The organism is Desulfuromonas soudanensis, from assembly GCF_001278055.1.
In the GTDB taxonomy this organism is placed as follows: domain Bacteria; phylum Desulfobacterota; class Desulfuromonadia; order Desulfuromonadales; family WTL; genus Deferrimonas; species Deferrimonas soudanensis.
Genome location: NZ_CP010802.1, coordinates 103,280 through 127,323, shown reverse-complemented (window position 1 = coordinate 127,323; position 24,044 = coordinate 103,280). Strand labels below are relative to the sequence as shown.

The 24,044-nt window shown below is 59.8% G+C and carries 26 protein-coding genes; 5 read left to right on the top strand and 21 right to left on the bottom strand.

What is annotated here, in order from left to right; translation table 11 throughout:
* Positions 1-2: 2 nt before the first annotated feature.
* The 20 genes from DSOUD_RS00560 to DSOUD_RS00475 all read right to left on the bottom strand — a co-directional run bounded on the left by DSOUD_RS00560 (position 3) and on the right by DSOUD_RS00475 (position 17,974).
* Complete coding sequence (locus DSOUD_RS00560; protein ID WP_053549167.1) at positions 3-662, bottom strand: OB-fold-containig protein; 660 nt, start codon at positions 660-662, stop codon at positions 3-5.
* 2 nt (positions 663-664) lie between these two features.
* Entirely contained in the window at positions 665-1,663 is a 999-nt protein-coding gene (locus DSOUD_RS00555; RefSeq protein WP_053549166.1) for a toxic anion resistance protein, read from the bottom strand.
* A 124-nt stretch (positions 1,664-1,787) separates the two neighbouring features.
* The gene (locus DSOUD_RS00550) at positions 1,788-2,435 is read right to left on the bottom strand and encodes a hypothetical protein (protein ID WP_053549165.1); all 648 of its coding nucleotides are present in this window, start codon (positions 2,433-2,435) and stop codon (positions 1,788-1,790) included.
* Between the two features lie 110 nt (positions 2,436-2,545).
* Positions 2,546-3,193: a hypothetical protein gene (locus DSOUD_RS00545; RefSeq protein WP_053549164.1), complete on the bottom strand. Its 648-nt coding sequence runs from the start codon at positions 3,191-3,193 to the stop codon at positions 2,546-2,548.
* A gap of 892 nt (positions 3,194-4,085) precedes the next feature.
* Positions 4,086-6,014, bottom strand: a complete 1,929-nt coding sequence (locus tag DSOUD_RS00540) for a RecQ family ATP-dependent DNA helicase (protein WP_053549163.1) — start codon at positions 6,012-6,014, stop codon at positions 4,086-4,088.
* A gap of 519 nt (positions 6,015-6,533) precedes the next feature.
* On the bottom strand, positions 6,534-7,508 hold the full coding sequence (locus DSOUD_RS00535; protein WP_053549162.1) for an alpha/beta fold hydrolase: 975 nt from the start codon (positions 7,506-7,508) through the stop codon (positions 6,534-6,536).
* Between the two features lie 155 nt (positions 7,509-7,663).
* The gene (gene clsB, locus DSOUD_RS00530) at positions 7,664-8,935 is read right to left on the bottom strand and encodes a cardiolipin synthase ClsB (protein WP_082350981.1); all 1,272 of its coding nucleotides are present in this window, start codon (positions 8,933-8,935) and stop codon (positions 7,664-7,666) included.
* A gap of 90 nt (positions 8,936-9,025) precedes the next feature.
* Entirely contained in the window at positions 9,026-9,169 is a 144-nt protein-coding gene (locus DSOUD_RS18225) for a hypothetical protein (RefSeq protein ID WP_157671685.1), read from the bottom strand.
* 78 nt (positions 9,170-9,247) lie between these two features.
* Positions 9,248-10,291: a zinc-dependent alcohol dehydrogenase family protein gene (locus DSOUD_RS00525; RefSeq protein WP_053549161.1), complete on the bottom strand. Its 1,044-nt coding sequence runs from the start codon at positions 10,289-10,291 to the stop codon at positions 9,248-9,250.
* A gap of 86 nt (positions 10,292-10,377) precedes the next feature.
* Positions 10,378-11,004 carry a chemotaxis protein CheB gene (locus DSOUD_RS00520; protein ID WP_053549160.1) on the bottom strand — a complete coding sequence of 209 codons (627 nt, stop codon included), beginning with the start codon at positions 11,002-11,004 and terminating at the stop codon, positions 10,378-10,380.
* An 84-nt stretch (positions 11,005-11,088) separates the two neighbouring features.
* Positions 11,089-11,373, bottom strand: coding sequence for a sll1863 family stress response protein (locus DSOUD_RS00515; RefSeq protein ID WP_053549159.1), 285 nt, complete (start codon positions 11,371-11,373; stop codon positions 11,089-11,091).
* A 53-nt stretch (positions 11,374-11,426) separates the two neighbouring features.
* Positions 11,427-12,227, bottom strand: coding sequence for a M90 family metallopeptidase (locus DSOUD_RS00510; protein ID WP_053549158.1), 801 nt, complete (start codon positions 12,225-12,227; stop codon positions 11,427-11,429).
* 70 nt (positions 12,228-12,297) lie between these two features.
* The gene (locus tag DSOUD_RS00505) at positions 12,298-13,185 is read right to left on the bottom strand and encodes a PAS domain-containing protein (protein WP_053549157.1); all 888 of its coding nucleotides are present in this window, start codon (positions 13,183-13,185) and stop codon (positions 12,298-12,300) included.
* A gap of 148 nt (positions 13,186-13,333) precedes the next feature.
* Positions 13,334-13,648 (bottom strand): BON domain-containing protein, encoded by a 315-nt coding sequence (locus DSOUD_RS00500; RefSeq protein WP_053549156.1) that lies wholly within the window; start codon positions 13,646-13,648, stop codon positions 13,334-13,336.
* Between the two features lie 118 nt (positions 13,649-13,766).
* Positions 13,767-13,958: a Thivi_2564 family membrane protein gene (locus DSOUD_RS00495; RefSeq protein ID WP_053549155.1), complete on the bottom strand. Its 192-nt coding sequence runs from the start codon at positions 13,956-13,958 to the stop codon at positions 13,767-13,769.
* 49 nt (positions 13,959-14,007) lie between these two features.
* Positions 14,008-14,163, bottom strand: coding sequence for a DUF3309 domain-containing protein (locus DSOUD_RS17645; RefSeq protein ID WP_082350979.1), 156 nt, complete (start codon positions 14,161-14,163; stop codon positions 14,008-14,010).
* Positions 14,164-14,495: 332 nt separating this feature from the next.
* Positions 14,496-14,897 (bottom strand): pyridoxamine 5'-phosphate oxidase family protein, encoded by a 402-nt coding sequence (locus DSOUD_RS00490; RefSeq protein WP_053549154.1) that lies wholly within the window; start codon positions 14,895-14,897, stop codon positions 14,496-14,498.
* A 122-nt stretch (positions 14,898-15,019) separates the two neighbouring features.
* Positions 15,020-15,817, bottom strand: a complete 798-nt coding sequence (locus DSOUD_RS00485) for a biosynthetic peptidoglycan transglycosylase (protein WP_053549153.1) — start codon at positions 15,815-15,817, stop codon at positions 15,020-15,022.
* 443 nt (positions 15,818-16,260) lie between these two features.
* The gene (locus DSOUD_RS00480; protein ID WP_053549152.1) at positions 16,261-17,094 is read right to left on the bottom strand and encodes a PA4780 family RIO1-like protein kinase; all 834 of its coding nucleotides are present in this window, start codon (positions 17,092-17,094) and stop codon (positions 16,261-16,263) included.
* Between the two features lie 223 nt (positions 17,095-17,317).
* Entirely contained in the window at positions 17,318-17,974 is a 657-nt protein-coding gene (locus DSOUD_RS00475; RefSeq protein WP_053552237.1) for a methyltransferase, read from the bottom strand.
* Between the two features lie 204 nt (positions 17,975-18,178).
* Between DSOUD_RS00475 and DSOUD_RS00470 the strand changes: the two genes are divergently transcribed.
* Both DSOUD_RS00470 and DSOUD_RS00465 read left to right on the top strand, forming a co-directional pair.
* Positions 18,179-18,922, top strand: coding sequence for an arginyltransferase (locus tag DSOUD_RS00470; RefSeq protein WP_053549151.1), 744 nt, complete (start codon positions 18,179-18,181; stop codon positions 18,920-18,922).
* A gap of 117 nt (positions 18,923-19,039) precedes the next feature.
* Positions 19,040-19,510 (top strand): RT0821/Lpp0805 family surface protein, encoded by a 471-nt coding sequence (locus tag DSOUD_RS00465; protein WP_053549150.1) that lies wholly within the window; start codon positions 19,040-19,042, stop codon positions 19,508-19,510.
* Positions 19,511-19,585: 75 nt separating this feature from the next.
* Here DSOUD_RS00465 and pckA read toward each other — a convergent pair whose 3' ends face one another.
* Positions 19,586-21,160 (bottom strand): phosphoenolpyruvate carboxykinase (ATP), encoded by a 1,575-nt coding sequence (gene pckA / locus DSOUD_RS00460; RefSeq protein WP_053549149.1) that lies wholly within the window; start codon positions 21,158-21,160, stop codon positions 19,586-19,588.
* 438 nt (positions 21,161-21,598) lie between these two features.
* Here pckA and DSOUD_RS00455 point away from each other — a divergent pair, with 438 nt between their 5' ends.
* Genes DSOUD_RS00455 through DSOUD_RS00445 form a run of 3 tightly spaced genes read left to right on the top strand, consistent with a single transcriptional unit; the run spans position 21,599 to position 24,041 of the window.
* Entirely contained in the window at positions 21,599-21,949 is a 351-nt protein-coding gene (locus DSOUD_RS00455) for a hypothetical protein (protein ID WP_198300343.1), read from the top strand.
* The gene (locus DSOUD_RS00450) at positions 21,924-23,804 is read left to right on the top strand and encodes a V-type ATP synthase subunit I (protein WP_232426474.1); all 1,881 of its coding nucleotides are present in this window, start codon (positions 21,924-21,926) and stop codon (positions 23,802-23,804) included. Before DSOUD_RS00455 ends, DSOUD_RS00450 begins: the two co-directional genes overlap by 26 nt.
* Positions 23,805-23,825: 21 nt before the next feature.
* Entirely contained in the window at positions 23,826-24,041 is a 216-nt protein-coding gene (locus DSOUD_RS00445; RefSeq protein WP_053549147.1) for an ATPase, read from the top strand.
* Positions 24,042-24,044: the final 3 nt, after the last annotated feature.

Genomic DNA, 24,044 nt, shown 5'->3' with positions numbered 1-24,044 from the left:
TCCTAAGGCAAAGGGAAGATAGGATCTGTCGACGCATCGACGCGTCGGCAACTGAAGATATGCCCATTAAGCTGAGCGAGAACAACCTGGTCGCCTTGCGAGAAACTTTCGTCCTTCTCTGGCTCGACCAGAATGTAATGCGTCTGGCCGTAGAGATCGCGGACCTTTGCCTGCGACGGCAATCCTTTCTTCGCGGTTCCGATAACGATGGTCGCTGTCTGCCCGGAAAGTGAGTCGATGTTAATGGCCGACGAGGTCTCTTTTGGGACAATGCGTGCAACCGCTTTCACCAGGAGCCCACCCACCGGCACCGTTGCGGCGGCGGCTCCCAGCCCAGCAAGCATCGCTGGCAACGGCGAGCCGAATAAGTTCATGATCGAAATTTGAAGACTCACTCCGACGATCGCGAAGACAGCCAAAGCGATGACCAAGATCACTAGGGCAGGAACTCGGCCAAAACCGAGCCAACTAAACGCTTTCTGAAGGCCTTGAGCTCCGTCGACTTCAACATCAAACTCCGGCAAGGCTTCATCAAGGACGCCGGAGAGACTCACTCCGAGAAGAAGTCCCACCAGCTCAAACGCGCCGATTCCCAGCAGAAGAAAGATGGCAACGACAAAAGGAAAACTCTCTGGAAGATTCAGCAACGCTAGAAAGTCCATGCTCACGCCTTCTCCTGACCATACTCCAGCGACCGGACCGCAGCGGAAATCCGTTTCGACTGCTCCTCCGCAGCTTGTCCGGCACGCTGCCCGTTTTCAATCGCCGCTTTGACCGCAGCCTTGACATCAGAGGCCATCCCGATGAGCTCATCTGAAAGCTTCTGAATGGTCGCTTCGTCAATGATCGGCTCGTTAGCGACCTTGGCAACAGCAACCGCATTTTCCCGTGTTTGCCGCGCATTTTCGACAGCAACAGCTCGAACCCCGTCACGAAGAGCCTGCATCTGCCTAGTCGCCGCTCGAACCTCCGCCTGGCTCACTAACTGCGCTAACTGCTGTTTCAGCAGGATGTCCAATTGAGGACCGAGCGAAGACATTGTGCTATAGAGCGTCTCGCGCTCCTGAATCTGGACGCTCAGTTGGGCGGAAGTGGTCTGGTGGAGAAAAAGAAGCCCTTTTGCATCGGCGATGGATTTTTCATAGCGCCGCAGGACCGAACTGACATTTTGCCTTTCCTCTGATCCGGCTTCCAGGGTCGGGTAAAAAATTTCAAGCTCGGTTTTCTCCTTTTCCAATTCGCCGATAGTCCCCTGAAGCCCCTGTGCTGTAGCGCGAGACGCCGAAGCCAACTCCTCGACCAGCACAATATTAGAGCGAAGCTTGTCACGGGAACGCTCGAAATCAGCTTTCATCTCTTCGAGCACCGTGCGCACAGCTTTCCTCGCAAGGACCTTTTGACGAATACCCCATTTCGTTTCAGAAATAAAGCGGCCGATGAAGCCAGTCGGCTGTGATTTCATCTTCTCGAGCTCTTTCACCATCCCTGTCAGGAGGATGCCAGCATTCTCGACTTCGCCGACCTTTGCCGCTGCGAGGAGACTGTCACTCGCCTTTCGCACAGCGTCGCTATGGGGAGCTAGTCGATCAATGAGTTTGAGTGAACTCTCATCAACCAAGGCTAAAACCGTGGGGGATGAGCCATGCTGAATCTCCATCGTCATTTCCTCCTTTAAGAAAAAACTAGGGACATCTCCACATTAACTTCTGAAGGCTGGGTGACTGTAGATTCAATTTGCAAGTGCACCACTCACGACCAGATGTGCCAGGCCGGGTTCCTGTCAGATTTTAAAGATCCTCGCTCTTTAACTTTTTACAGGAGATGGCAAGTTCTTCTTCGCTGAAACATATTTTCTTTTCCGTGTGACGATTTTCCCAGTAAATCCAGGTGTTAGCGAGCAAGCTTGGAGTGCGATGTTCCGCTGGATAACCGTAGGAGATCAGAACCTCCTCCTTGGTCATTCCCTCGATAACTGCCGAACGACGAATCGCATCAATGACATCTGCTGATTTGCCCTCCGTTATCTCTCCAAATGTTTTTACGCCAAACATTAGATTAGCGTAATCGTAAACGGTTTTGCCCGGGTGGTAGCGCTCCGTGAATTTAAGCGTGTAATTGATATTATCAGAAAGCGTGGTAAATCGAATTTCCGGCATGGCGAATAGACTTCTATCATCTAAAGAAGGTTCAACAATCTCGACTGTTACCGGAGTGCCCGCTGGAATTATGCCACCAACTCGAAAGTTAATTGCTTGAACTTTTCTGTTTTCAGTAAACATGTTGTAGGCCGTGTGTATTTGAACCCTAGAAATGACTTTAGGAGTTGAAAGTAGATTTTTAAACTCTTTTTCACCTGCGGCAGCGAAACTATGGGTGGGTAGGCACCACGCTATCATCAGGATGATGGTTATCCCCTTAGAAAATATTCTTTGCATTTTATTTTCCTTCATTTTTTAGGAAAGGTGACATTCCTGGAATTTAAGGTTTTGATCGATCGCGCCTGCAGATGCCGAATCACGTTTTTACAGGCGCGACCATTTTATGTTCAGAACAACACGGCAAAATTGGCAAAAGCCGATGTGGTCCCACCGGAGATATCTTCTTCCCAGTAATAATGCACCCCCCCGACATACTCATTAATTTCACCGGTGCCGGCAAAGCCACAAATTCTAAAACCGAGGGAAGGGGCGAGAATCAGCCTGTCATTGATGTTGATGTTCACACCGGTCACTGCGCCGATGCCGAACTCGGCATAGGTGAAGTCGATTTGCTGGGTGCCACCACCGATATTAACGGGATCTGTCTCACCGGAGTAAATCCCCACTCGGACCAGGGGACCGAGCCACCAGCGGACGTTCTCATCCCTGATCAGGGCGAAACCGAAGATGTTCTCGGCATAGATGCCCCCCGCCTCCATCTCAACACCCAAATCATCTTCAAAATTCTGGGCGGCCAATCCTGCATTGAGTCGATAGTTGAACGTTCTTTCATTCATCGGCGCGGTATCAAGAACGAAGCCGAAGGCTGCAGCACTCGCGTCGATATCCCAAGACTGAAAATCCGAGTCCCATTCGGCCTCACCGGAGCCGCCGGAGACATCGACATATCCGCCGATTCCGACCGCCAGGGCGCTGGAAGACCACAGGGAAGAAATAAAGACCAATGCAACCAACCCCAATAACGATTTTTTCATAAAACCCCCTGTGAAAAGGAAGACCCCGGAGCTGGTCTTGCCATGACTGAGATGGACCCCGCGCGCTGTTCTGAAGACTTGCAGAGATCCTTGCAAAATTCATCAATGGCCGACAATCTAACATTTCAGAACTCGAATTGAAATTAATTCATGCACTGCTGGATACGCAGAGGGAGTCAAAACAAACCGGCCGCTCTTTCAGGGGAAAAAGAGCGGCCGGAGAGAGCGGTTCAAAATACTTCCCTGGAGGGGGGTGTGCATGGGCTTAATTCAAGGACAAGACCCGGGGGTCGCGGCCCCCGACGCCGCCCTACTCTTTTGTAAAGCGACCAAAGAGTAGGCAGAAAAACGCTTGACCTGCGGTCGGCATGGGTCGTGACGGATTGGGAAGTAATGTCCGTTTGACGTAGAGACTTCCGGCGCGGCGGCTCGACCACCGGGTGCCCCTGCCAACGGCAGTGCGATCACCGCCGCAGCCGCGGGCATTTTGTTGAGGGGCTGCTGGTTTAAAAACAGAACCTGAAAACACAACGACACAATCTCGGCGGTTGTCGCTGTTGGTTTTGCCGTTACTTTTGTCTTTGCTCCTGGCTTTTCAAACCAGAAGGCCTTTAACAAAATGTTCGCTGGATCCCCCGCAAACGGAGAACCGGCAAACTGGAATCGAAGCTGAGGGACAAGACAACACCGACCGACTCTCAGCACCTCGGCGATTAACCCCGCCAACCCTCCAAGCCATGCCCACCGCAGGTGCCAGGCATTTTTTGCTTACTTTTTTGTTGCCGTCTGGACAAAAAGTAAGGCGCCTGTCGGGGCGCGTCCCGACGGTTTGATCCAACCCAACGGTTTGACCCGACCCGATGGTTTTATCCCGGCAACGAACAACCTTTCCTCAGTCCGCTCCCGAAGCAACAAGCTCCATCACCTTGCGAAAAGGAAACTCCCCCAACGCCCCGAAATCAGCGTGGCGACCGAGGCGGACGCGGTTGGCGGCGGGGCTGCTGATGCCGCAGAGAAAGCGGGCGAGCTGGCGGGGGTGGGCCAGGGCCGCGTGGTTCTCGTCCCGAACCCGGCGCGCGATGGCGGCTTCAGTCGGGCCGGGTTCGAGGGGGGCGGTGCGGGAGAGGCGCTCCCCCTGACCGGTGCGGCAGCGGCTGCAGTCGCCGCAGTCGGCTTCGACGGCTTCGCCGAAATAGGTGAGCAGGTGCCGGGTCAGGCAGCTGCGCTGTTCGGCGTAGGAGAGGACCTCGCGCAGGCGGGCGATGTCCTGGGTTTCCCGCCGGGCGAAGGTCTCCTGCAGGCCGGCGATGAGGGCTTCCGGGTCGAGTTCCGGACTGAGGCGGCGATAGCCGTGCCGCAGGCCGGTGACCTGAACCTGGATGTCCCCCTTTTCTTCGAGGTAGTTGACGGCGGCGGTGATCCGCTGCCGCGGCTCGTTCAGGGTCGCGGCGCTTTCGCCGGGGGTGAGCTGGTACCAGAGGCGTCCCTTTTTGGCGGTGGCAAAGAGGGCCTGCAAAAAGGCGACGCGCTGCGGGTCGAAGCCCTGGAAAATCTCCTCCTGGGGGCGGTTGAACTGGATCTTGTAGCTGTCGTAGAAGGGCCCCGTCGAGCGCAGCACCCCCTGCAGTTCGAGGTAGGTGAGGACGGTGGCGATCACCAGGGGGCGGATGTCGAAGGCCCCGGAGAGATCGTAGTGGGAGACGTCGAAGACCTCCTCCTGGCCGAGGAGGTGCTCCACCAACTGCCGCAGCGCCTCGGCGGTGGGGGTGTCGCCGAAGCTGAAGTTGGCCAGCACCGTCAGATCGTCGGCGCAGGCGAGGATCTCGCAGCGTGAGTCGAGCCCGTCGCGGCCGGCGCGGCCGATCTCCTGCATGTAGTTCTCAAGCGTCTTGGGGAGGTTGTAGTGGTAGACGGCGCGGATGTCGGCCTTGTCGATCCCCATGCCGAAGGCGATGGTGGCGACCACCACCCGGAGGCTTCCGGCCATGAAGGCATCCTGCACCTGGCCGCGCACCTCGTTTTGCATCCCGGCATGGTAGGCCCTGGCGGAAATCCCAGCCGAGGCAAGAAAGCTTGCCACCTCTTCGGCGGTTCGCTGCAGGGTGACGTAGACGATGGTGTCCCCCCCGGAGTCGCCGCGCAGCCGTTGCAGCAGCAACTCCCGACGCTGCGGGGCCGGGCAGGGGGTGACGGAGAGGTGGAGGTTGGGGCGGTGAAAGGAGGTGCGGATCTCATCGGCTTCGGTGATGGCAAAGGCCTTCCGAATGTCGGCGGCCACCGCCGGCGTGGCGGTGGCGGTCAGCGCCAGCACCCGGCCGACCCCAATCTCCCGGGCGAGGCCGGCGATCTTCATGTACTCGGGACGGAAGTTGTGCCCCCATTCGGAGATGCAGTGGGCCTCGTCGATGGCCATCAGGGCGAGGGTGCGTCCGCGCAGGCGGTTCAAAAAGCGCTCGTTGGCCAGGCGCTCGGGGGCGATGTAGAGGAGCTTCAGGGAGCCGGCCTCGAGCTGCCGGTAGATCGATTGCACCTCCGCCGCCCCGATACTCGAGTCGAGGCGGGCGGCGGCGATGCCGCGAGCCTGCAGGGCGTCGACCTGATCCTTCATCAGGGCGATGAGGGGGGAGACGACCAGGGTCAGTCCGTCGAGGAGGAGGGCCGGCAACTGGTAGCAGAGGCTCTTGCCGCCGCCGGTGGGGAGGACCGCCAGGGCCGAGCGCCCGGCGAGCAGGGAGTCGGTGATGGCCTCCTGCCCGGGACGAAAGGAGGAAAAGCCGAAGTTCTCCTGCAGGCAGGAATGGATCGATGTTTGGCGGGGCACGGGAACCTCCTCGAATGCGGCAGGGTTATAACACCGGATTGACCACAGAGCATCCTCATTCGCCTTCGATGTCCCTTTTTCGGAAAGAGACTTTTAAACAGGATTTTTTGCCACAAAGACGCGGAGGCACCAAGAAAATCAAAAACAAAATCAGTTATTTGGTGTCTTGGTGCCTTGGTGGCAAATCTTGCTCTTTGTACCGGAAGAAAAAGGCACTGAGCACACAGAGGTAACCTGTTTGATCTCTAAGGAATTTCTCCGTGCCTCTGTGCCTCTGTGGTGACTTTTCGGTTTTTTCGATCGCCGCAACGGCCGGCACTGTAACACTTCAGGGCCTAAATTGGAATATTTTCATTTCACTTCAAAAAGGAGGCGGCTCCAAACAAACCGGCCGCTCTTTCAGGGAAGAAAGAGCGGCCGGAGCCGGAGTGGGGTCGGGAATTCCTTCCATCGGGAGGACCCGGCTCCGGACGGACGGGGGGTTGTGAGACGCCCGGCCGGAGCGGTCGGCCTCTTCCCCTAGGGCTCCGGTTCGGAAGCGGTCACCAGGGGACCGGAGTCGCTCGGGCCGATAAAATCGAGGATCAGGGCCGCGGTTTCCTTCGGTTTTTGCAGTTCCAGGTCATGAACCCCGTCGGCAAAGGAGACCATCTCGACGTTGGGAAGATGTTCCTTGAAAAAGGCGATGTTCATGTCGGTCATCTCACGAAACTCGGAGAGATCTCCGGAGAGGTAAAGAACGGGCGCCGTGATCGACTTTGCCTCCTCGGTGAAATCTTCCACATCGTTGAGGGCCCGGGCCAGACTGAGCCAGGTGCGCCGCGAGGCGACATCGGCATTTTTTGCCACGATGCCGGTTATTTCGTCCTGCTCCTGGCTGCTCAAATCGTCCCAGGAGGGGCCCATGATGTCCTCAGCCATGGTTTCGTCAAAGAGCCCCGAGCGGACAAAGCCGATAATCGCATCGCCGAAGATCGGGTATTTGAGCCCCTGGATCAGCCGGCGATAGGGGGTGTTTTTCGGCATGATGACGGCGCCCTCAATGGCGACGATGGAGACGACCCGCTCGGGGTAGCGTGCGGCGATGTTGAGGGCGATCATCCCGCCGTAGGAGACGCCGACGATGTCGCAGCTGGCGATTTCAAGCTCGTCCATCATGGCCACGACCCTGTCCGCCTGTTCGGCCACCAGATAGTCGAAGCCCCCCTCGGGGCGCCCCGATTGACCCGTGCCGAAATTGTCGATGGCCAGAAGGCGGTAGTGATCCTTCAATAAGGGGATTACGCGGTCGAATATGCTGTGAGTCCCGAAGAGACCGGGGATCAAAAGGACCGGCGGGCCCTGACCGACCTCGACATAGTGGATGGCATTGTCGGCGGCGACGGTGACCTTGTCCGTGCCGTACTTGGTTGGCGCGTCCAGGTTATGGGCGCAGGAGACGCAGAGGAAAAAGACGAAGGTCAACAGAAGGGAGCGGGAGATACGTTTAATCATCACAATTTTCTTTTTCAGTGGTTGAAGCGTTTATTTTCAGGGGAACAAAATTTCGGGAGCCCGGTTTCCAGGGGGTAAAAGTTCGCGTCTGGTGCCGGCCCCACACGCCAGTTCCCACCTCCGGGACTCCTCGAATCAAGGCGTTGCCAAACGGGTCATTTCTCCGACGAAAGGGGGCGCTCCCTTCTGAGCCGGTCGTGTTCAGGGGCATAACCGCTGATCACCATCATCAAGCGGAGCATACCATAGCTGAGCCAACTGATGAACCGCAACCCGAGGGGTTCCTTTTTCCAGGTGTCCCTCAAGATTCGCTCCCCATCGGTTTCAACGGTCTTCATCAAACTTCGGGCCAGGGTGACGGCAAAGACTTCGTCGTCAACGACCACGTTGGCTTCCCGGGACAGGAGGAGGCTGAAGGGATCGATATTCGAAGAGCCGACCGTGGCCCAGTGCCCGTCGATCACCGCCACCTTGGCGTGGAGGAACCCCTTGCGGTATTCGTAAATTTCGATGCCTGCGTCGAGAAAATGGCCGTAGAGGGCCCGGGAGGCATAATGCTGCAGAAAAAATTCCATCCGCCCCTGGAGGAGTAAAACCACCCGGACCCCGCGCTCCGCGGCACGGGTCAGGGCATGACGAAAATCGACCCCCGGCAAAAAATAGGCGTGGCAAAGGATGATCTCGGAGGTTGCACGGTCGATCCCCTGCAGATACGCCGCCTCGATGTCCCGACGATGGCGGTAGTTGTCCCGGGTCACAAATGCCGCGCTCATGGATCCACCGGTGGTCGAACCAGGCAGCGCCACGGACCGGCCCGCCCCCTTGCGAAAACGAGCCCAGGCCACCATGGACCACTGCCGCCGCGCCGAAAGGCGGATCTCCTCCACCAGCGGACCTCCCACGACGACGGCAAAATCGTAGCGCGGGGGGAGATCCTCGGTCGGTTCTCGATCATCGACGATGTTGATCCCCCCGACAAAGGCGACCTCCCGGTCCACCACGGCGACCTTCCGGTGCATCCGGCGGAGGCGCTTGCGGCGAAAGGTCCAGGGGGAGATTTGCGGCCGGTAGACAAGAACCCTCACGCCATCGGTCCGCATCCGCTCCAGCATCGGTTTTGGCAGGTCCTTGGAGCCGTAGCCGTCGATGAGCAAAAAGACCTCGACTCCCCTCAGAACCGCCCGTTTCAGAGCGTCGGCAATCCGTTGTCCGGTGGCGTCATCCTGGTAGATATAGGTGACAAGGTAAATTTCAAACCTGGCCCGGTCGAAGGCCGCTTCGAGGGCGGGAAAATAGGCCGCTCCGCTCTGAAGGAGGGAGATCTGGTTCCCCGGCAGAAAATCGGAACCCCTCCTGGAGGGGGAGAGCCATCGCTTTCGAGACCTTTCGCCGGTTAAAGAGTCAGGCAAATCAGGGGTCTTCACCATCTCCTTATCCGTTCGGCCTCGCTCGCCCTCACCCATTTCCGTCCACTTTTTCCACCCTTGCCCTCTTTCCCTGCCGGCCGTGAAGGTCCGTTATTTTTTTGACTGCTTGTTGATCAACACGACCAGCAGAACCACCACCAGGACGCCGATCACCGTCCAGAGGACCATTCCGCCCCCCATCCATCCGTGATCCATCCAGCCACCGTTATGGTTCATCATGTCTGAAGAGTTCATTCTCAACCTCCCTGGATCGCGCGGCCTTGCGCCCGGAACCGAGTCATCCGGAGCTGAGCCGAGGAACCGGCAACGTCTCTAGTCGTTGGTAATAATCACCTTCAGTGCACGTTCTTTCATGGCATTGCCGAAGGTTTCGTAGGCTTTCATGACATCCTTCAGGGCAAAGTGGTGGGTCACCAGTTTCTTCGGCTGAACCTTGCCCGACATGACGGTTTTCAGCAGCATCGGCGTCGTCACCGTATCGACCAGACCGGTGGTGAGGGTGATATTGTGCGACCAGAGTTTGTCGATATTGAGCTGCACCGGTTTGCCATGCACGCCAATATTGGCGATATGACCGCCGGCGGTGACGATGGCCTGACAGACGTCGAAACTTTCCGGAATGCCGATGGCTTCGATGGCCACGTCGACCCCCCTGTTCTCCGTCATCGCCATCACCTGCGCGACCGCCGTGCCCTCTGAGTTGTTGACGATCTGGGTCGCACCGAATTTTTTGGCCACCTTCAGGCGGTTGGCGTCAATATCGACCATGATGATTTCCGCCGGCGAGTAGAATTGCGCCGTTAAAAGCGCCGCCAACCCGATGGGCCCGCCGCCGACGATGGCCACCGTGTCGCCGGGCTTGACCTGGCCGTTGAGAACCCCGCATTCGAAACCCGTCGGCAGGATGTCGCTCAGCATGACCAGCGCCTCTTCGTCGGCTCCGGCGGGGATCGGATAGAGGCTGTTGTCGGCAAAGGGAATCCGCACATATTCGGCCTGAGTCCCGTCGATGAGGTTTCCCAGGATCCAGCCGCCGCCGCTTTGGCAATGGGAGTACATCCCTTTTTTGCAGTTGGCGCATCGTCCGCAGGACGAGATGCAGGAAATCAGGACGCGGTCGCCGACTTTGAAGTTGGACACGCTGGCGCCCACCTCTTCGATGATGCCGACACCTTCGTGCCCGAGGATGCGCCCGGCGGTCACCGTCGGCACATCCCCCTTTTTGATATGCAGATCCGTTCCACAGATGGTCGTCCTGGTAATCCGGACGAGGGCATCGGTCGGGTCCTTGAGGACCGGCTTCGGTTTCTCTTCCAGTGCCAGCTTTCCCGGACCGTGATACACGAGTGCTTTCATGGGCGGTTCTCCTTTATCCTCGGTTGTTGTGTCCTCACCACTCCGGGGCAAATTCCCGGTTTTGTGGTCTGCCGAAGGGGTCTTTTTCAACTCTTTGGCCGAACCGACCCCGACTCTGACTCCTCCTGCTCCGCCCTGGCCTCTCCGCGGGCAATGCGAATAATTTCCTTGGCAATATTTTCCGGGGACAGAATGAAATCGATGCAGCCGCTGGCGATGGCGCTCTCGGGCATGTCGGGTTGTGCGGCCGTGTCGAGCTTCTGGGCGATGGTGATTCCCCCCACGTCTTTTATGCCGCACAAGGCGTCGGCTCCATCGCCATCAAAACCGGAGACAATGACAGCGATCAGTCTGCCGTCCCAGTTCTCGGTCAGGGAACGAAGAAAGATGGTGATCACGTCGGGCCAGCCATGGGGCTTGGATATCGGTTTGAGCCGGAATTCTCCCTCGAGAACGTGCAAATCCCGCTGTTCGGGGATGATGAAGACGTGGTTGGGCTCGATGTCCAGTTTTTCCGTGATCAGTTCCACCGGCATCCCGGTGTGCTGCGGAAGGATTTCATGGAGCAGGGTGGCGACGGTCCGCAGGTGATTGACAATGACGATGGCCACACCCATATCGTCCGGAAGGTGTTTAAGTAAGCGGATATAGGCGTCCAGGCCGCCGGCCGAACCGCCCACGCAAACGACGGGAAAATCGCTCTTGGCTCTCATAGGCAATCGCTCCACGGAGAATCTTTCATTCCTGGATCGGAGTCGGGATATCGGTTTTCGAAACCGTTCGACCCCGGTGACCACTCAGGTCTTCATAATAACATCGATCAGGAGATTGCTGATCTCGCTGCGGATCTGTTCCGTTCCCGACTTGAGTTCTTCCCACTCATGATCGCTGGCCGTCGAGATCCCCTGCAGTTTTTGCGCAGCCTCATCCCGCTTGAGCTGCAAGGCCGCAATGGTTCGGGCATATTCGAACTTCCTCTCCGGTGTGGCGCTTTCGGCCTTCTCCTTGAGCCGTTCGATCTGAATATCCCATGCGACCATCTCGGCGGAGAGTTTTTCCACGTACGCTGTTTTCCTGTCCATGTTTGTGTCTCCTTTTTGTCTTCACTGTTCGGTCACGATGACTTATCTACAGTTTACTCTTCCCCGGTTAAAAGGCGACTGGCTCGCCCGGCCGGATCCTGGCGGTAGTAGGCGCCCAGGACACGGTAGAGATCGGCTGCGTGCTTCTGGAGAGCCAGAGGGCGGTCGAAGAACTCCTCGGTGGCCACGGCGAAGAACTCGGCCTCGTTCCTGGCGCCGTAGGCGTCGAGGAAGGTTTTGTGCCCCTTTTCAGCGAGCTCTCTCAGGCGCAGGAATTCACGGGAGCAGACGGCGACCCATTCGGCAAGCTGATCCCCGTCGGCAAGGGGCGGGGTGCCGTCGGCGGCGCCGTCGAGCATGTCGAGCTTGTGGGCGAATTCATGATAGACGACGTTATGACCCTGCTCGGGATGGCGGGCGCCGCGCTTGACGGCGTCCCAGACAAGGATCACCGCCCCCCGGGCGATGGCCTGTCCGAGGATCGGGATGGCCGTCTCCACCGGAGCGTTGACGCGCTCGAAGACGCCGGGCCTGCGTTCGGGGATGACGACGGTGGAAGGGTAGACAAGAATCGACTCCACATTGCGGTAGTAGTCGTGGGGGAGTCCCAGAAGGAGGAGGCAGGCCTGGGCGGCGATGGTGACGCGAATCTCGTCGGTGAGCTCAAGCCCGCCGCACCCCTCCCAGTTTTTCTCCTCGAGGAGGACCAGCGTCAGGGCACGCAATTCGGCGCGCTCAGGGTCGTCAAGGACAGAGTAGTGTGCCACGCTGGTGCGCAAAAAACTCTCCCACTCGGAAGGAAAAGAGCGCCTCCGCACTTCTTCGCGGTGGTTGTCTCGAAGCCAGTGGAACATCTTCACCAATCTCCTTCGAGGAATGGGGTTTGATTGTCTCGAATGGCCCTCCGTTCCTTCTCCGGCCGGCTCATTGGCCGCCGCCATCCCCCGTGTGGTCAGGTCGACTCCCCCCGTTCTCCCGCGAATCCCGGCGGGAAAAATCGAGGAGAGACGACAGGAGCCGATTCATGCGCAGGGCGACTTTGTTCAATCCCCGCAGGCATTCATGGGCCTGCACATCAAGATTCAATGCGGACCATTTGCGGACCGCCCGGCAGGTGGCCCGGAAAACCGTCATGGGGCGGCACAGTTCCATTGCCGAGGTCTGGCCGACCGCCTGCAGTTCAGACTTGGCAACGGCCAGTTCGGCATGTTGCCTTTCCATTTGTTCTTCCATGGATCGGCGACGGGAAATATCGATGAGTGCCACCCGGCAATCGAGCCCTGAGGCGGAGGGCAAGGCCTCGACCTGCACAAAGATCGACTGGGCGGAACAGTTCAGGAGCGCCACCTCACAGATTTGCTTGCTCTGACCGGCAAAAACCGAGGAAAGAAACGTAGAAAACTCTTCGCGGGACCCCGGGGCAACGATGGACTCAAAGCGCTTACCCACCAATCGGTTGCGTCCAATCCCGAGGTGGGAGGCGGCGGTGAAGTTCGCGTCACCAATGATCCCGTCCTTATTGAGGGTCAGATAGCCGACCGGTGCGAAATCGTAGAGGTCGGTGTATTTGTCCAGGGCGATTTCAATCTCGTCCCGTGCCTGCCGGAGCACGGCGTTCTGCATCTCCAGCTCGATCTGGTGCACTTCGAGTTCATGGACGATCTGACGGCGCTCCTGGCCGTTGCGGGGAACCCTGGATACGGCCGCCCTGGCAAGCAATTGCTCTTCGGCACGGCGGCGCAATTCAGTGGCGGCACAGCGATCCGCTGCCGGGTCTCTGTCCACCGTGTCTTTTATTTTCTTTTTTCCCATAGCGGTCATTTTCCCTTTGAGGAGCGATACCAACCCGCAGGCCGTTTTCGCTGCCTCTCCCGTCACTCTAAAACACCGGGCCGGGAAAACCGTCCCGGAGGGAACGGCCTCCTCGGCCCGTTATCGGCGCAGCGGAATGCAGGTGCCTCTATTTGACGACCAGATCGTTTTTCACTCCGACAACGCCCTCAACGGCACGGGCAACGTCGCCGGCCTTCTCGACGCTTGCGGCCGAATCGACAAAACCGCTCAGCTGAACCTCACCCTTGAAGGATTCCACGTTGATCTGCAGGGTTTTCAAGGTCGGTTCCTCAAAGATGGCGGCCTTGACCTTGGAGGTGATGACGGAGTTGTCGATATACTGACCGGTGCTTTCATTCGTGGAGGTTGCGGCACAGCCCATGAATGAAGCAACCAGGACGATACCGGCAAGAAACATGAGGATACGATGGGTTTTGAACATGGTGTTCTCCTTCTGGTCTGTGACCATGGTTGAATTATCTGATTGTTTTGAAGTCAATCGAGCCGGGTTTGTTTTTGCGCCCCCACCCGCTCGACGAGGGGAAAAGGCCCTTCACAACCTACATTCCCACGGTGATGTTGGGAAAGTGGCTGATGATACCGAAAATTTTCAAGAGCCACACAATAACGACAATGACCACGACGACATTCAGAATCGTCTTTATCGACCCCGCCATGGGGATAAAGCGGTTGATAAGCCAGAGAACCAGACCAACCACGACCAGTACGACAACAACGTCAATCAACGGCATGAGTTTGTTCTCCTCCTGTTATTAATTGGGACTTGGCAAATCCTGGTGCCTAAATCCTGCCGACCAGCACGAGGATAAGAAAAATGACCAGGATCAGGCCGAGTCCGCTGCTGGGGTAGTAACCCCACTTGCGGCTGTGGGGCCAGGCGGGGAGAGCACCGAGCAGCATCAGGATGAGGATGACGACCAAAATTGTTCCAAGCATTGTTTTTCTCCTTGAATGAATTTCTCTGCAAGACTAATTTGCAACCAGCGTGCCAGCCCTGACATCCTCGCAGCATGGTTTTAAGTCCCTTGAATGATAAGGAAAAAAGAAGATTGCCCTCTTTTTATGGCAAAGGGGGGTCGACGACGTTCTCCGTCATATCTAACGGAATTTTCATATTTGACGGGCTGCAGGAGGAGAGGCGGGGGTTTGTTATTCTGTATTATTTTCCGGAAGGAAAAGAAGTCGGCCCCGGCGATCACCCGAAGATAAAAAAAGGCCCCCTGAATGACAGGGAGCCGGGATTTCGCCTTGAAGGGAGGGGTCCGGGGTCAGCCCAGGGTGATTTCGGTCTTGTCGCTGCCGATGAGGGGAAGAACATTTTCCACGGCAAAATATACCAAAAACTTGGGCCCCCTGGCCTCGTCCTCCTCCGGGCTCAGACAGCGCCGGGTCAGCTCCCGGATCAGTTCCGGGTCTGTGTCTTCTTTGACCTTATTGAGAAACAGACGAACACCCTTGTAGCCGTGCCCTTCTTCGATGAAAAGATAGGCGGCCGAGGGGTTTCCTGTGAGGTTGTGATGGGTGAGGCGATCCCGCATGATAAAAGCGATCGTCCCGTCTTCCAGAACATGCGGTCTGGCGTAGATGGCTGCGTCGACTTTGCCGGCGCTGTCGGCGGTGGACAGCACGCCGATTCCTTTGGCCTGAACAAAATAATCTTTCAATTTCATGGTCCATCTCCTTGGGGATGTATTTTACGCCCGGGCTAAGCTTACCCCAAAACCGCGGGCGCACAATCGCCACGGCGCAGGGGAAAGCAGGGGACGCATTAAATGTCGAGTGCCGAGTCCCATCATCCGCCGAGTTGACCGAGTTCAATAAGAGCGTCGGCGATTTCGCTTTCGGAGAGTATACCGCGGAGGCCGAGAAGGTTGAGGAGTCGCGCCGCCCGCTGGCGAACCCTGACCGGCCTCGTCTCCGGATTGAAGGCGACACGCGGGCCGGGGAGCATGGCGGCGAGAAAGGCCGATTCCGCCGGAGTCAGGAGATGAACCGGTTTATCGAAATGGTAGCGGGCTCCGTGCTCAAAGCCGTAGACGAGGGGCCCGAGTTCAACCACATTGAGGTAGAGCTCGAGAATCCGCCCCTTGGTCAGCTCACGCTCCATACGCAGGGCGATGACCAGTTCCCGCAGTTTGCGCAGCACCGATTTGTCCCGGGACAGATAGAGGTTCTTGGCCAGCTGCTGGGTGATCGTCGAGGCCCCGCGGACCAGGCGCTTGCGCTTCAGGTCGTATTTGAGGGCCTCTTTCAGCGCCGGCACATCGATGCCGCTGTGTTCGTAAAAGTTGCCATCCTCCGCGACGATGACGGCCCATTTCAGCTCATCGGGGAAGGACGCCAGCGGGGCCCAGCGGGGATTTTTCGGCCCGAGCCTGAAGGAGTGCATCACACCCTTCCAGTCGGGAACCTCGATGGTGAGCGTGGTGGCGCGATTATCGAGGGAGGCGACATCGGGGAGGTCCCAGAAAAGCCAGGCCGTAAAAATCCCCAGGGACAACACCAGGGCGACCAGTGCCAGGAGAGCGTATTTCAGCCATTTCCTCGGCCCTGTAAACAACGACCTGAACAAGGGGAAGATCCGTTTCATTTCCGTGTCTTCTGGGGTAAAGGGGGAGTAAAAACCGGTCGAATTGCCGTTGCCGTCAAAGGTGTCGGGAAGTCCCGCTTCTTCAACCTCCGGGCAATTTGCCGGGGGACAAAAATATTAATTCGCCAGGTACCCGGGCGTGGTAATATGGTGTCTAACTTGTGTCGGACCAGTCCCCTAACTGCGGAAGCGAAGGAGAAAAATCATGGGCAAGGGCATGGACAGCAAGAAGACGGAAAAAAAGGAACCGGCCAAAACCATGAAAGAGAAAAAGGCCGACAAGAAGATCAAAAAAGCCGAGAAGAAGTCCTAAGCGGGGCGGGGCCTGCGCCCCTCCGGCTGGAGTCCAGTCCCCCGTCCGGCGGTCTGAATCCGGCCTGTTTTCAAGGATATCGAGGGAGCATGCGAAACGGGGAATTCCCGTTTCTCATGCTCCCCTTTTTTTATCTTAACAGGCTCAGCTCGTGCCAGCGCCGCGCCGATTCGATCTCCCGCATGACGCCCCCCACGTCGGCATGCAGGGTGCTCTCCTCAAAGCAGCCGGTCAGGCGGGTCGTCGGGAGGAGCTCGCCGGTGGCGTAAAGCTTCCAGATCTCCCGTCCGTAGTCGGTTTCAAGAAGGCCGGGGGCAAAACGGCCGAAGTAGGCGGTCATGTTCGCCACGTCCCGCAGAAGCATCCCGGCGGCGTTGTTGTTCCCGGCGGCATCGACGGCCTGGGGGAGGTCGATGATGACCAGCCCGTCGCCTGCGACCAGAACGTTGTAGGGAGAGAGATCGCCGTGAACGAGACCGGCGCAGAGCATGAGCACGATCTCCCTGATCATCGCCCGGTGATAGTCCCGGGCTTTTGCCTCGGAGAGTCTGACTTCGTTGAGCCGCGGCGCGATGTTCCCCTCTGCGTCGACCACCAGCTCCATGAGCAGGATGCCGTCGACGTAATGAAAGACCTGCGGCACCCGCACTCCGGCGGCGGCCAGACGGTGCAGGGCTTCGACCTCGGCGTTCTGCCAGGCTCCCTCCTGCTCCTTGCGACCGAACTTGGAGTGCTTGCCTATGGCCCGGGCCTGACGGCTGTTTCTGACCTTGCGCCCTTCCTGATACTGGGCGGCGGTGCTGAAGCTGCGGTTGTCGGCGTCCTTGTAGACCTTGGCACAGCGCAGCTCGCCCCTGGATTGAACGACATAGACCTCCGCTTCCTTGCCGCTCATGAGCTGGGCGACGACCTCATCGACGAGGCCGTTTTGTGCGAGCATCTCGAATTTCTCGGGCATTTTCATATAGGTCTCATTTTCCGTACTGAACAGGGAGACGCGGATCTCCGGGCGTCTCTGTTCGCTTTTGATTTGGGGGGACGTGTCACTCGTCAGAAATGGTGCGATCTGTTCCCGGAGGGGGGAGAGGTGGCCCCTATGGTAGCATTTCTGCCCCCGAAATTGAATTCAATTTCGGAAGTGGGGGCCCGGCGACAAACGCCGAGGTCGATCCCGGCTGAGAATCGGCCTATTCCGGCTCGGCCAGGAGGAGGCGGTTCTTGGGGGTAATCTCCGCCGGGATCGTCTGGGTGACGACCCGGTACCCCCGGGCGCGCAACCGGGCCGCACGGGTCGCGTCGACGGCCAGAGGTCCGTCCATCCATCCCAGCAGACCGCCGGTGTCTGCGCTCTCGAGATCATGGCAGCAGGGGAGAACGGCGACGCGGGCGCCGGTGGCCACCGCCCGGGCGAGGATCAGGTCGGTCAATCCGCCGCAGGCATGGGCCGAGACCACCAGGTCGTGCGGCGTCAGGGGAATCTCCCCGATGTCCTGCTCAAGAAAGGTGACACGTCCTGAAAGCCGGGGCCAGTCGGCCTGCAACGCCGCCGCCAGGGTGGCGGCACTTTTCGGGATGCGCCGGTCGACGGCCAGGGCCGCGGAGGACGTGTCGTCGAGGAGCAAAAGGATCTGGGCGAGGAGCCCGTGGCCGCAGGCCATGTCGACCACGCGCCCGCCGCGGAACCTCCGGCGCACCCGGCGGGCGGTTTCCCAGGCTTCGAACAGTTCCTTGCGCGGCAGGCAACCGGCACGGCAGACAGCGCGGGCGATGCGGTCGAAGAGGGTCTCGGAGGCAAAGAGGGGGAGGTGGCGTTCATTGAGGCGGTTGCGGGAGGATCGATCCATCATGGCGACGTTTGTTCTCGGCGAGGAGTAGGGCTTGACCGGGCAATTCTGCTGCTTTTCTCCTTGGATTGCAAGGAGGGAGAGTTTTTCCTCGCAAAGAGCCCCGGGGCCTCCCGCCCGGCCAAGGGTTCTGACGACCCTGTTTCCTTCGAAACGCAAATGGTTTACCCTGCGAAGTGCCCCTCCTCCTTTCCGAGAGACCCCATGCAGCTGATCCAGCTCACCGAACTCGAAGCCGTCGAACCCTGCCCCTATCTCCCGGGACGGGAGAAGCAGTACGAATATTTCCTGGCCATGGGGGTTTCCGCCGCCGAACTCTCCCGACTGCTGGCCCAGGGGTGGCGCAAGTTCGGCCCCTATTACTTCCGCGTTGCCTGTCCGGGGTGCCGGCTCTGCCTGCCGCTGCGGGTCGATGTGAACAACTTCACCCCCTCCCGCAGCCAGCGGCGCCTGCTGCGCAAGAGCGCTGCGGTCTCCTTTCGTTTCGGCCCCTTGCGCCCCGACGAGGCGGTCTACGACCTCTATCGCCGCCACAGCCTGATCCGCTTCGGCATCGAAACCGACCGGGAGGCCTTTCACAATCTCTTCTATCTCTCCTCCTGCCCGGCCCTGCAGAGCGAGCTCTACCTGAACGACCGCCTCGTCGGCGTCGGTTTTCTCGACCGAGGGGCCGACGCCCTGAGCAGCGTCTATTTCTCCTACGACCCCGACGACGCCCTCCTGCAGCCGGGGACCCTGAGCATCCTCGCCGAGATCGAGCATGCCCGCCGTCTCGGTCTCCCCTGGTATTACCTCGGCTACCATGTCCCCGGCTCGCCGAAGATGGCCTACAAGAACCATTTCCGACCGCGCCAGCAGTTCGACTGGTCCCGGCAATGCTGGCAGACCCTCACCTCCGCGCCGGGAGATCACCCCGCTGTCGGTGTCCCCGGGAACTGTGCTCCCTGATTTTCCGCCGTCTTTCGGCGCCCCTTTGCCCACCGTCCCCGATCTTGACTCCCCCCTCCCCTTGGCTATACTCCCGGTAAAGGAGGCCATCCGCACGGCCCCGAAAAAGGAGGAGCCATGAAAGCGATACTGATCACTCTGACGATTGTTGCCCTGATCCTTTCCGGCTGCGCACCGACCAGCGGCCCGAAGGAAGGGGTCGGAACCCTGATCGGCGCCGGATCCGGCGCTGTCCTTGGCGCCCAGGTCGGCCAGGGGAAGGGGCGTCTGGTCGCCGTCGCCATCGGCACCCTCGCCGGGGCGATCATGGGCCAGGAGATCGGCCGGTCTCTCGACACCGCCGACCGGCTGGCCATGGAACGCAACGCCCAGTACGCCCTGGAAAATACCCGCACCAATTACAGCACCACCTGGCGCAACCCCGATACCGGCAACTACGGAAGCATCACCCCGGTGGAAACCTACCGGACCAACGACGGAAGATACTGCCGCGAATACCTGCAGAATGTCGTCATCGCCGGTCAGCAGCAGCAGGCCTACGGCACCGCCTGCCGCCAGCCCGACGGCAGCTGGCTGATCGTCAAGTAGCCAATCTTCTCTACGAAAAAAAGAGGGGCGGTCCCTGCGGACCGCCCCTCTTGCGTATTGCTGAATGGAACTCCCCTACATGAGGGGGCCGGCCTTCGTGAAGTCGAAGTCGTCGCCGGACTTGATGTATTTCTGGAAGTTGTCGATGAACATCCCGGCGAGCTTGTTGGCGGTGGCGTCGAAGGACTCCTTGTCGGCCCAGGCGTTGCGCGGGTTGAGGAGGGCGCTGTCGACCCCGGGGAGGGCCTTGGGGATATTGAGGCGGAACCAGCGGGTCTGCTCGAATTGCGCCTTCTCGATGGAGCCGTCGAGGATGGCGTCGACGCAGGCGCGGGTCGCCTTGATACTCATGCGCTTGCCGACCCCGTAGCCGCCGCCGGCCCAGCCGGTGTTGACGAGGTAGGCGTTGACGCCGTGCCTGGTCATCTTCTCGCCGAGGAGCTTGGCGTAGACGGTGGGGTGCAGGGGCAAAAAGGCCTCGCCGAAGCAGGCGGAGAAGGTCGCCTGGGGCTCGGTGACGCCGCGCTCGGTCCCGGCGACCTTGGCGGTGTAGCCGGAGAGGAAGTAGTACATCGCCTGCTCGCGGGTCAGCTTCGACACCGGGGGGAGGACGCCGAAGGCGTCGCAGGTGAGGAAGATGATGTTCTTGGGATGAGCGCCCTTGAGGGTCGGCTCGTGGTTGTCGATGTGCTCGATGGGGTAGGAGACGCGGGTGTTCTCGGTCTTGGAGCGGTCGTCGAAGTCGACAAGACCCGACTCGTCGGCCACCACGTTCTCGAGGAGGGCGTTGCGGCGGATGGCGCCGTAGATTTCCGGCTCGCTCTCTTCGGCGAGGTTGATGCACTTGGCGTAGCACCCCCCCTCGAAGTTGAAAATGCCGTCGTCGTCCCAGCCGTGCTCGTCGTCGCCGATGAGCTTGCGGTGGGCGTCGGTGGAGAGGGTGGTCTTGCCGGTGCCGGAGAGGCCGAAGAAGAGGCAGACGTCGCCGGCCTTGCCGACGTTGGCGCTGCAGTGCATGGAGAGGATCCCCTGCAGCGGCAGCCAGTAGTTCATCATCGTGAAAATGCCCTTCTTCATCTCGCCGCCGTACCAGGTGCCGCCGATGATGGCAATATTCTTTTCGATGTTGAAAACGATGAAGACTTCCGAGTTGAGGCCGTGGCGCTCCCAGTCCTTGTTGGGGAGGTTGGAGGCGTTGTAGACGGTGAAGTTGGGGGCAAAGCCCTTGATGTCGTCGCCGGCCGGGCGGATGAACATGTTCTTGACGAAGTGCGACTGCCAGGCGAATTCGGTGACAAAGCGCACCGATTTGCGCGTCTTGACGTTGGCGCCGCAGAAGCCGTCGGTGACGTAGAGGTCCTTGCCGGCGAGATAGTCGAGAACCTCCTCATAGAGCTCGTCGAAAATCTCGGGCGCGACCGGCTGGTTGAGCTTGCCCCAGGCGATGTTCTCGAAGGAGGGGAGCTGGTGGACGAAGTATTTGTCCTTGGGGGAGCGCCCGGTGAACTTGCCGGTGTCGACCATCATGGTGCCGTTGGTGGAGATCCGCCCTTCGGCATTCTTGCTCTCGTGGGCAAAGAGGTCATCGTAACCGAGGTTGTGGTAAATCCTGCCAACGCTCTTGAGCCCCAAATCCTTCGCTTCGATCATGATTCGCCCTTCCTTTTCCTCAGAGTCCGGCCGCCCGGTTTTTATTCGGCCTGGGGTTGATGAAAATTGCCCCGGCCCACCCCGGGAGACGGGGCCGACCGGATCGAAGGCCGCAGTCGGTGGCCTGGGAACCGGCGCGCCGCGGACTCGTCACATATCGGGTATTTTCCACCGAAAACCGGCGGAAGTTACCGTTTTTTTACGGGAAGAAACTCTATCAAATTTATTGTAAATAAAAAAGGGAAAATTAAGCTAAAAAAGGCCAGACCGCCTCCGCTCACCCTTCACCCCGCCCCGCCCCCTCTTTGCTCCCTCGAAAAAGGGGGATGAACCCTCCCCGGGGCCGCCGGTCGCGCCCTCCCGTTCCCCTGTTATACTGCTCGAAAGGGACGATGTCCTCTTGTCCTTCGCTCCGGGGCGCCGATTCGATGAGGGGGAATGGCGATGGAAAACGAGCTCATCAGGAAGGTGGTCCGCTACGAGGAGGAGCTCAACCGCCGCGTCGCCGCCGAGGAGGCGCGGAGCCGCGCCTGGCTGGAAGAGGGCCGGGCGCGCCTCGGAATGGAATTCGATCGGCGGAAAGAGGCCCTCGATGAGGAATGCGCCCGCTCCCTGGCGGCAGCAGGAGACGAGGCGCAGCGGGAGGCGACAGCGACGGTCGCACGGGCCGAATCCCGGGCCGCAGCGCTGGAGGGGATCGACGAAGGGTTGCTGAAGAGGCTCATCCGCCAGCATATTTCTTCCATCCTGCCGAGGGGAAGCGATGATCATCCGGATGTCGAAGGTTGAAATCGTCGGCCCGAAGGGGCACCTTCTCGAGGTTTTGCAGCGCCTCGGCGAGAAGGGGATCCTGCAGCTCAACGACGAGCTCCTCCCCCGGGCGGGGGAGGAGCCGCCGGTGAAGGCCCTGCTCCCCGACAGGACGACCCTGGCCGAGCGCACCTTTTTTCTCGGCCTGCAGGAGGAGATCCGGGCGCTGCTCGACCTCCTCCCCGACCTCTCCGTTCGCGACGGCTACCTTTCGCCCCTGCCGGTCATCGACGTCATCGCCCCCCTGGCAAAGAAACATCTTTCCTTCTGCCGGGAATGGAGCCGCAGCCGGGAGGTGCTGGACCGGGAAATGCGCGAGCTCGCCGCCTACGAAACCTTGCTGCAGACTTTCGAACCCCTGCTGCAGAAGGCCGGAGGGGACACGTCAATCGAATTCATCGGCGTGACCATCAAGGACCCGGCTCTCATCGAACGCTTCCGGCGACTGGCCGCCGAGGAGACGGCGGGACGCTTCGAGCTGGAGACGGCCCGGTCCGACGACGGCGACCTGGTCGGACTGATCGCCACGGAAAAGAAGATGGCGCAGCGCCTGCGTCGCGCCCTGAGCGACGGCCAGATCCCTGAACTCACCCTGCCGAAACCCTACAGCGAGCTCCCCCCGGCCGCGCGGGGAGAGGCGCTGCACGCCCGGCAGCAGGAGGTGAAGGAAGAACTCGTCCGCCTTTCCGAGGAGGAGGAGCGCTTCGCCCGGCGCTGGCTGCCGATCTACCGGCGTGTGCTGCAGTGGCTCACCGAGCGACTGGCCCTTCTCGAGGCCTCGGCGGCGGTCTTCGAAACCGGCATGTGCTTCTACATCCAGGGGTGGACCCCCGCCGCCGAAGTCGCCCCCCTGCGCGACGACCTCGAGGCGCGTTTCCGCGGCGAAGTCCTCCTTTCCGAGCTCGCCATCCGCGAAGAGGACCTCGACCGGGTCCCGGTCGCCCTGCAGAATCCCCCCTATTTCAAGCCCTTCGAGCTCCTCTCGCGCCTCCTCCCCCTGCCGCGCTACACCTCCTTCGACCCCACCCCCTTTCTCGGCCTCTTCTTTCCCCTCTTTTTCGGAATGATCCTCGGCGACATCGGTTACGGACTGGTCCTGGCCCTTCTGGTCGCCCTTCTCCTGCGCCTCTGGCCGAAACGGAAGAACCTCACCGACGCCGCCAGGATTCTCGGCGTCTGCGCCGCCTATTCCCTGATCTTTGGCGTCCTCTTCGGCGAGTTTTTCGGCGACTTCGGCGCCCGACGCCTCGGTCTCCAGCCGATCCTCTTCGAGCGCAGTCAGGCGCTCCTCCCCCTCCTCTACTTCTCCCTCTCCGTCGGTTTCGCCCATATCCTCCTCGGGGAGATTCTCGGCGTGCTGGCCGCCCTCAACCGGCACCTACGCCGCCAGGCGCTCCTCAAAGTCCTCGGCATCCTCTTCCTCCTCCTCCTCGTCGCCCTGCTGGCCGCCCGCCTCTTCCCCCATCCCTGGCTGAGGGACACCCATCTCATCCTGGCGCTTTTGGGGATCAGCCTCCTGGCTCTTTTCGCCGGCGGCCTGCTGGCTCCCCTCGAACTCCTCAAGAGCGTCGGCAACATCATCTCCTACACCCGGATCATGGCCATCGGGTTGACCTCGGTCCTCCTGGCGCAGATCGCCAATCGCCTCGGCGGCATGACCGGGGACGTCTTTGCCGGGATCCTCGTCGCCGGCCTCCTGCATTTTTTCAACCTCGTTCTCGGCGTATTCGCCCCGACGGTGCACGCCCTGCGTCTGCATTACGTGGAATTTTTCAGCAAATTTCTCGAACCGGGGGGGCGCAGATTCGAGCCTCTGGACAGGTTGCACCCCTGAAAAAGACGAAAGGAGACGACGATGGAACAAGCCCTCCTCGCCCTGGCCGCCGCCCTGGCCATAGGCCTCCCCGCCCTGGCCACCGGCTGGGCCCAGTCGCGCATCGGCGCCGCCGGGGCCGGAACCCTGGCGGAGAAACCGGAACTCTCGGCCACCATCATCATCCTGGTGGCCATCCCCGAAACCATGGTCATCCTCGGCTTCGTGGTGGCGACCATGATCCTGGTCCTGGAGTAGCCG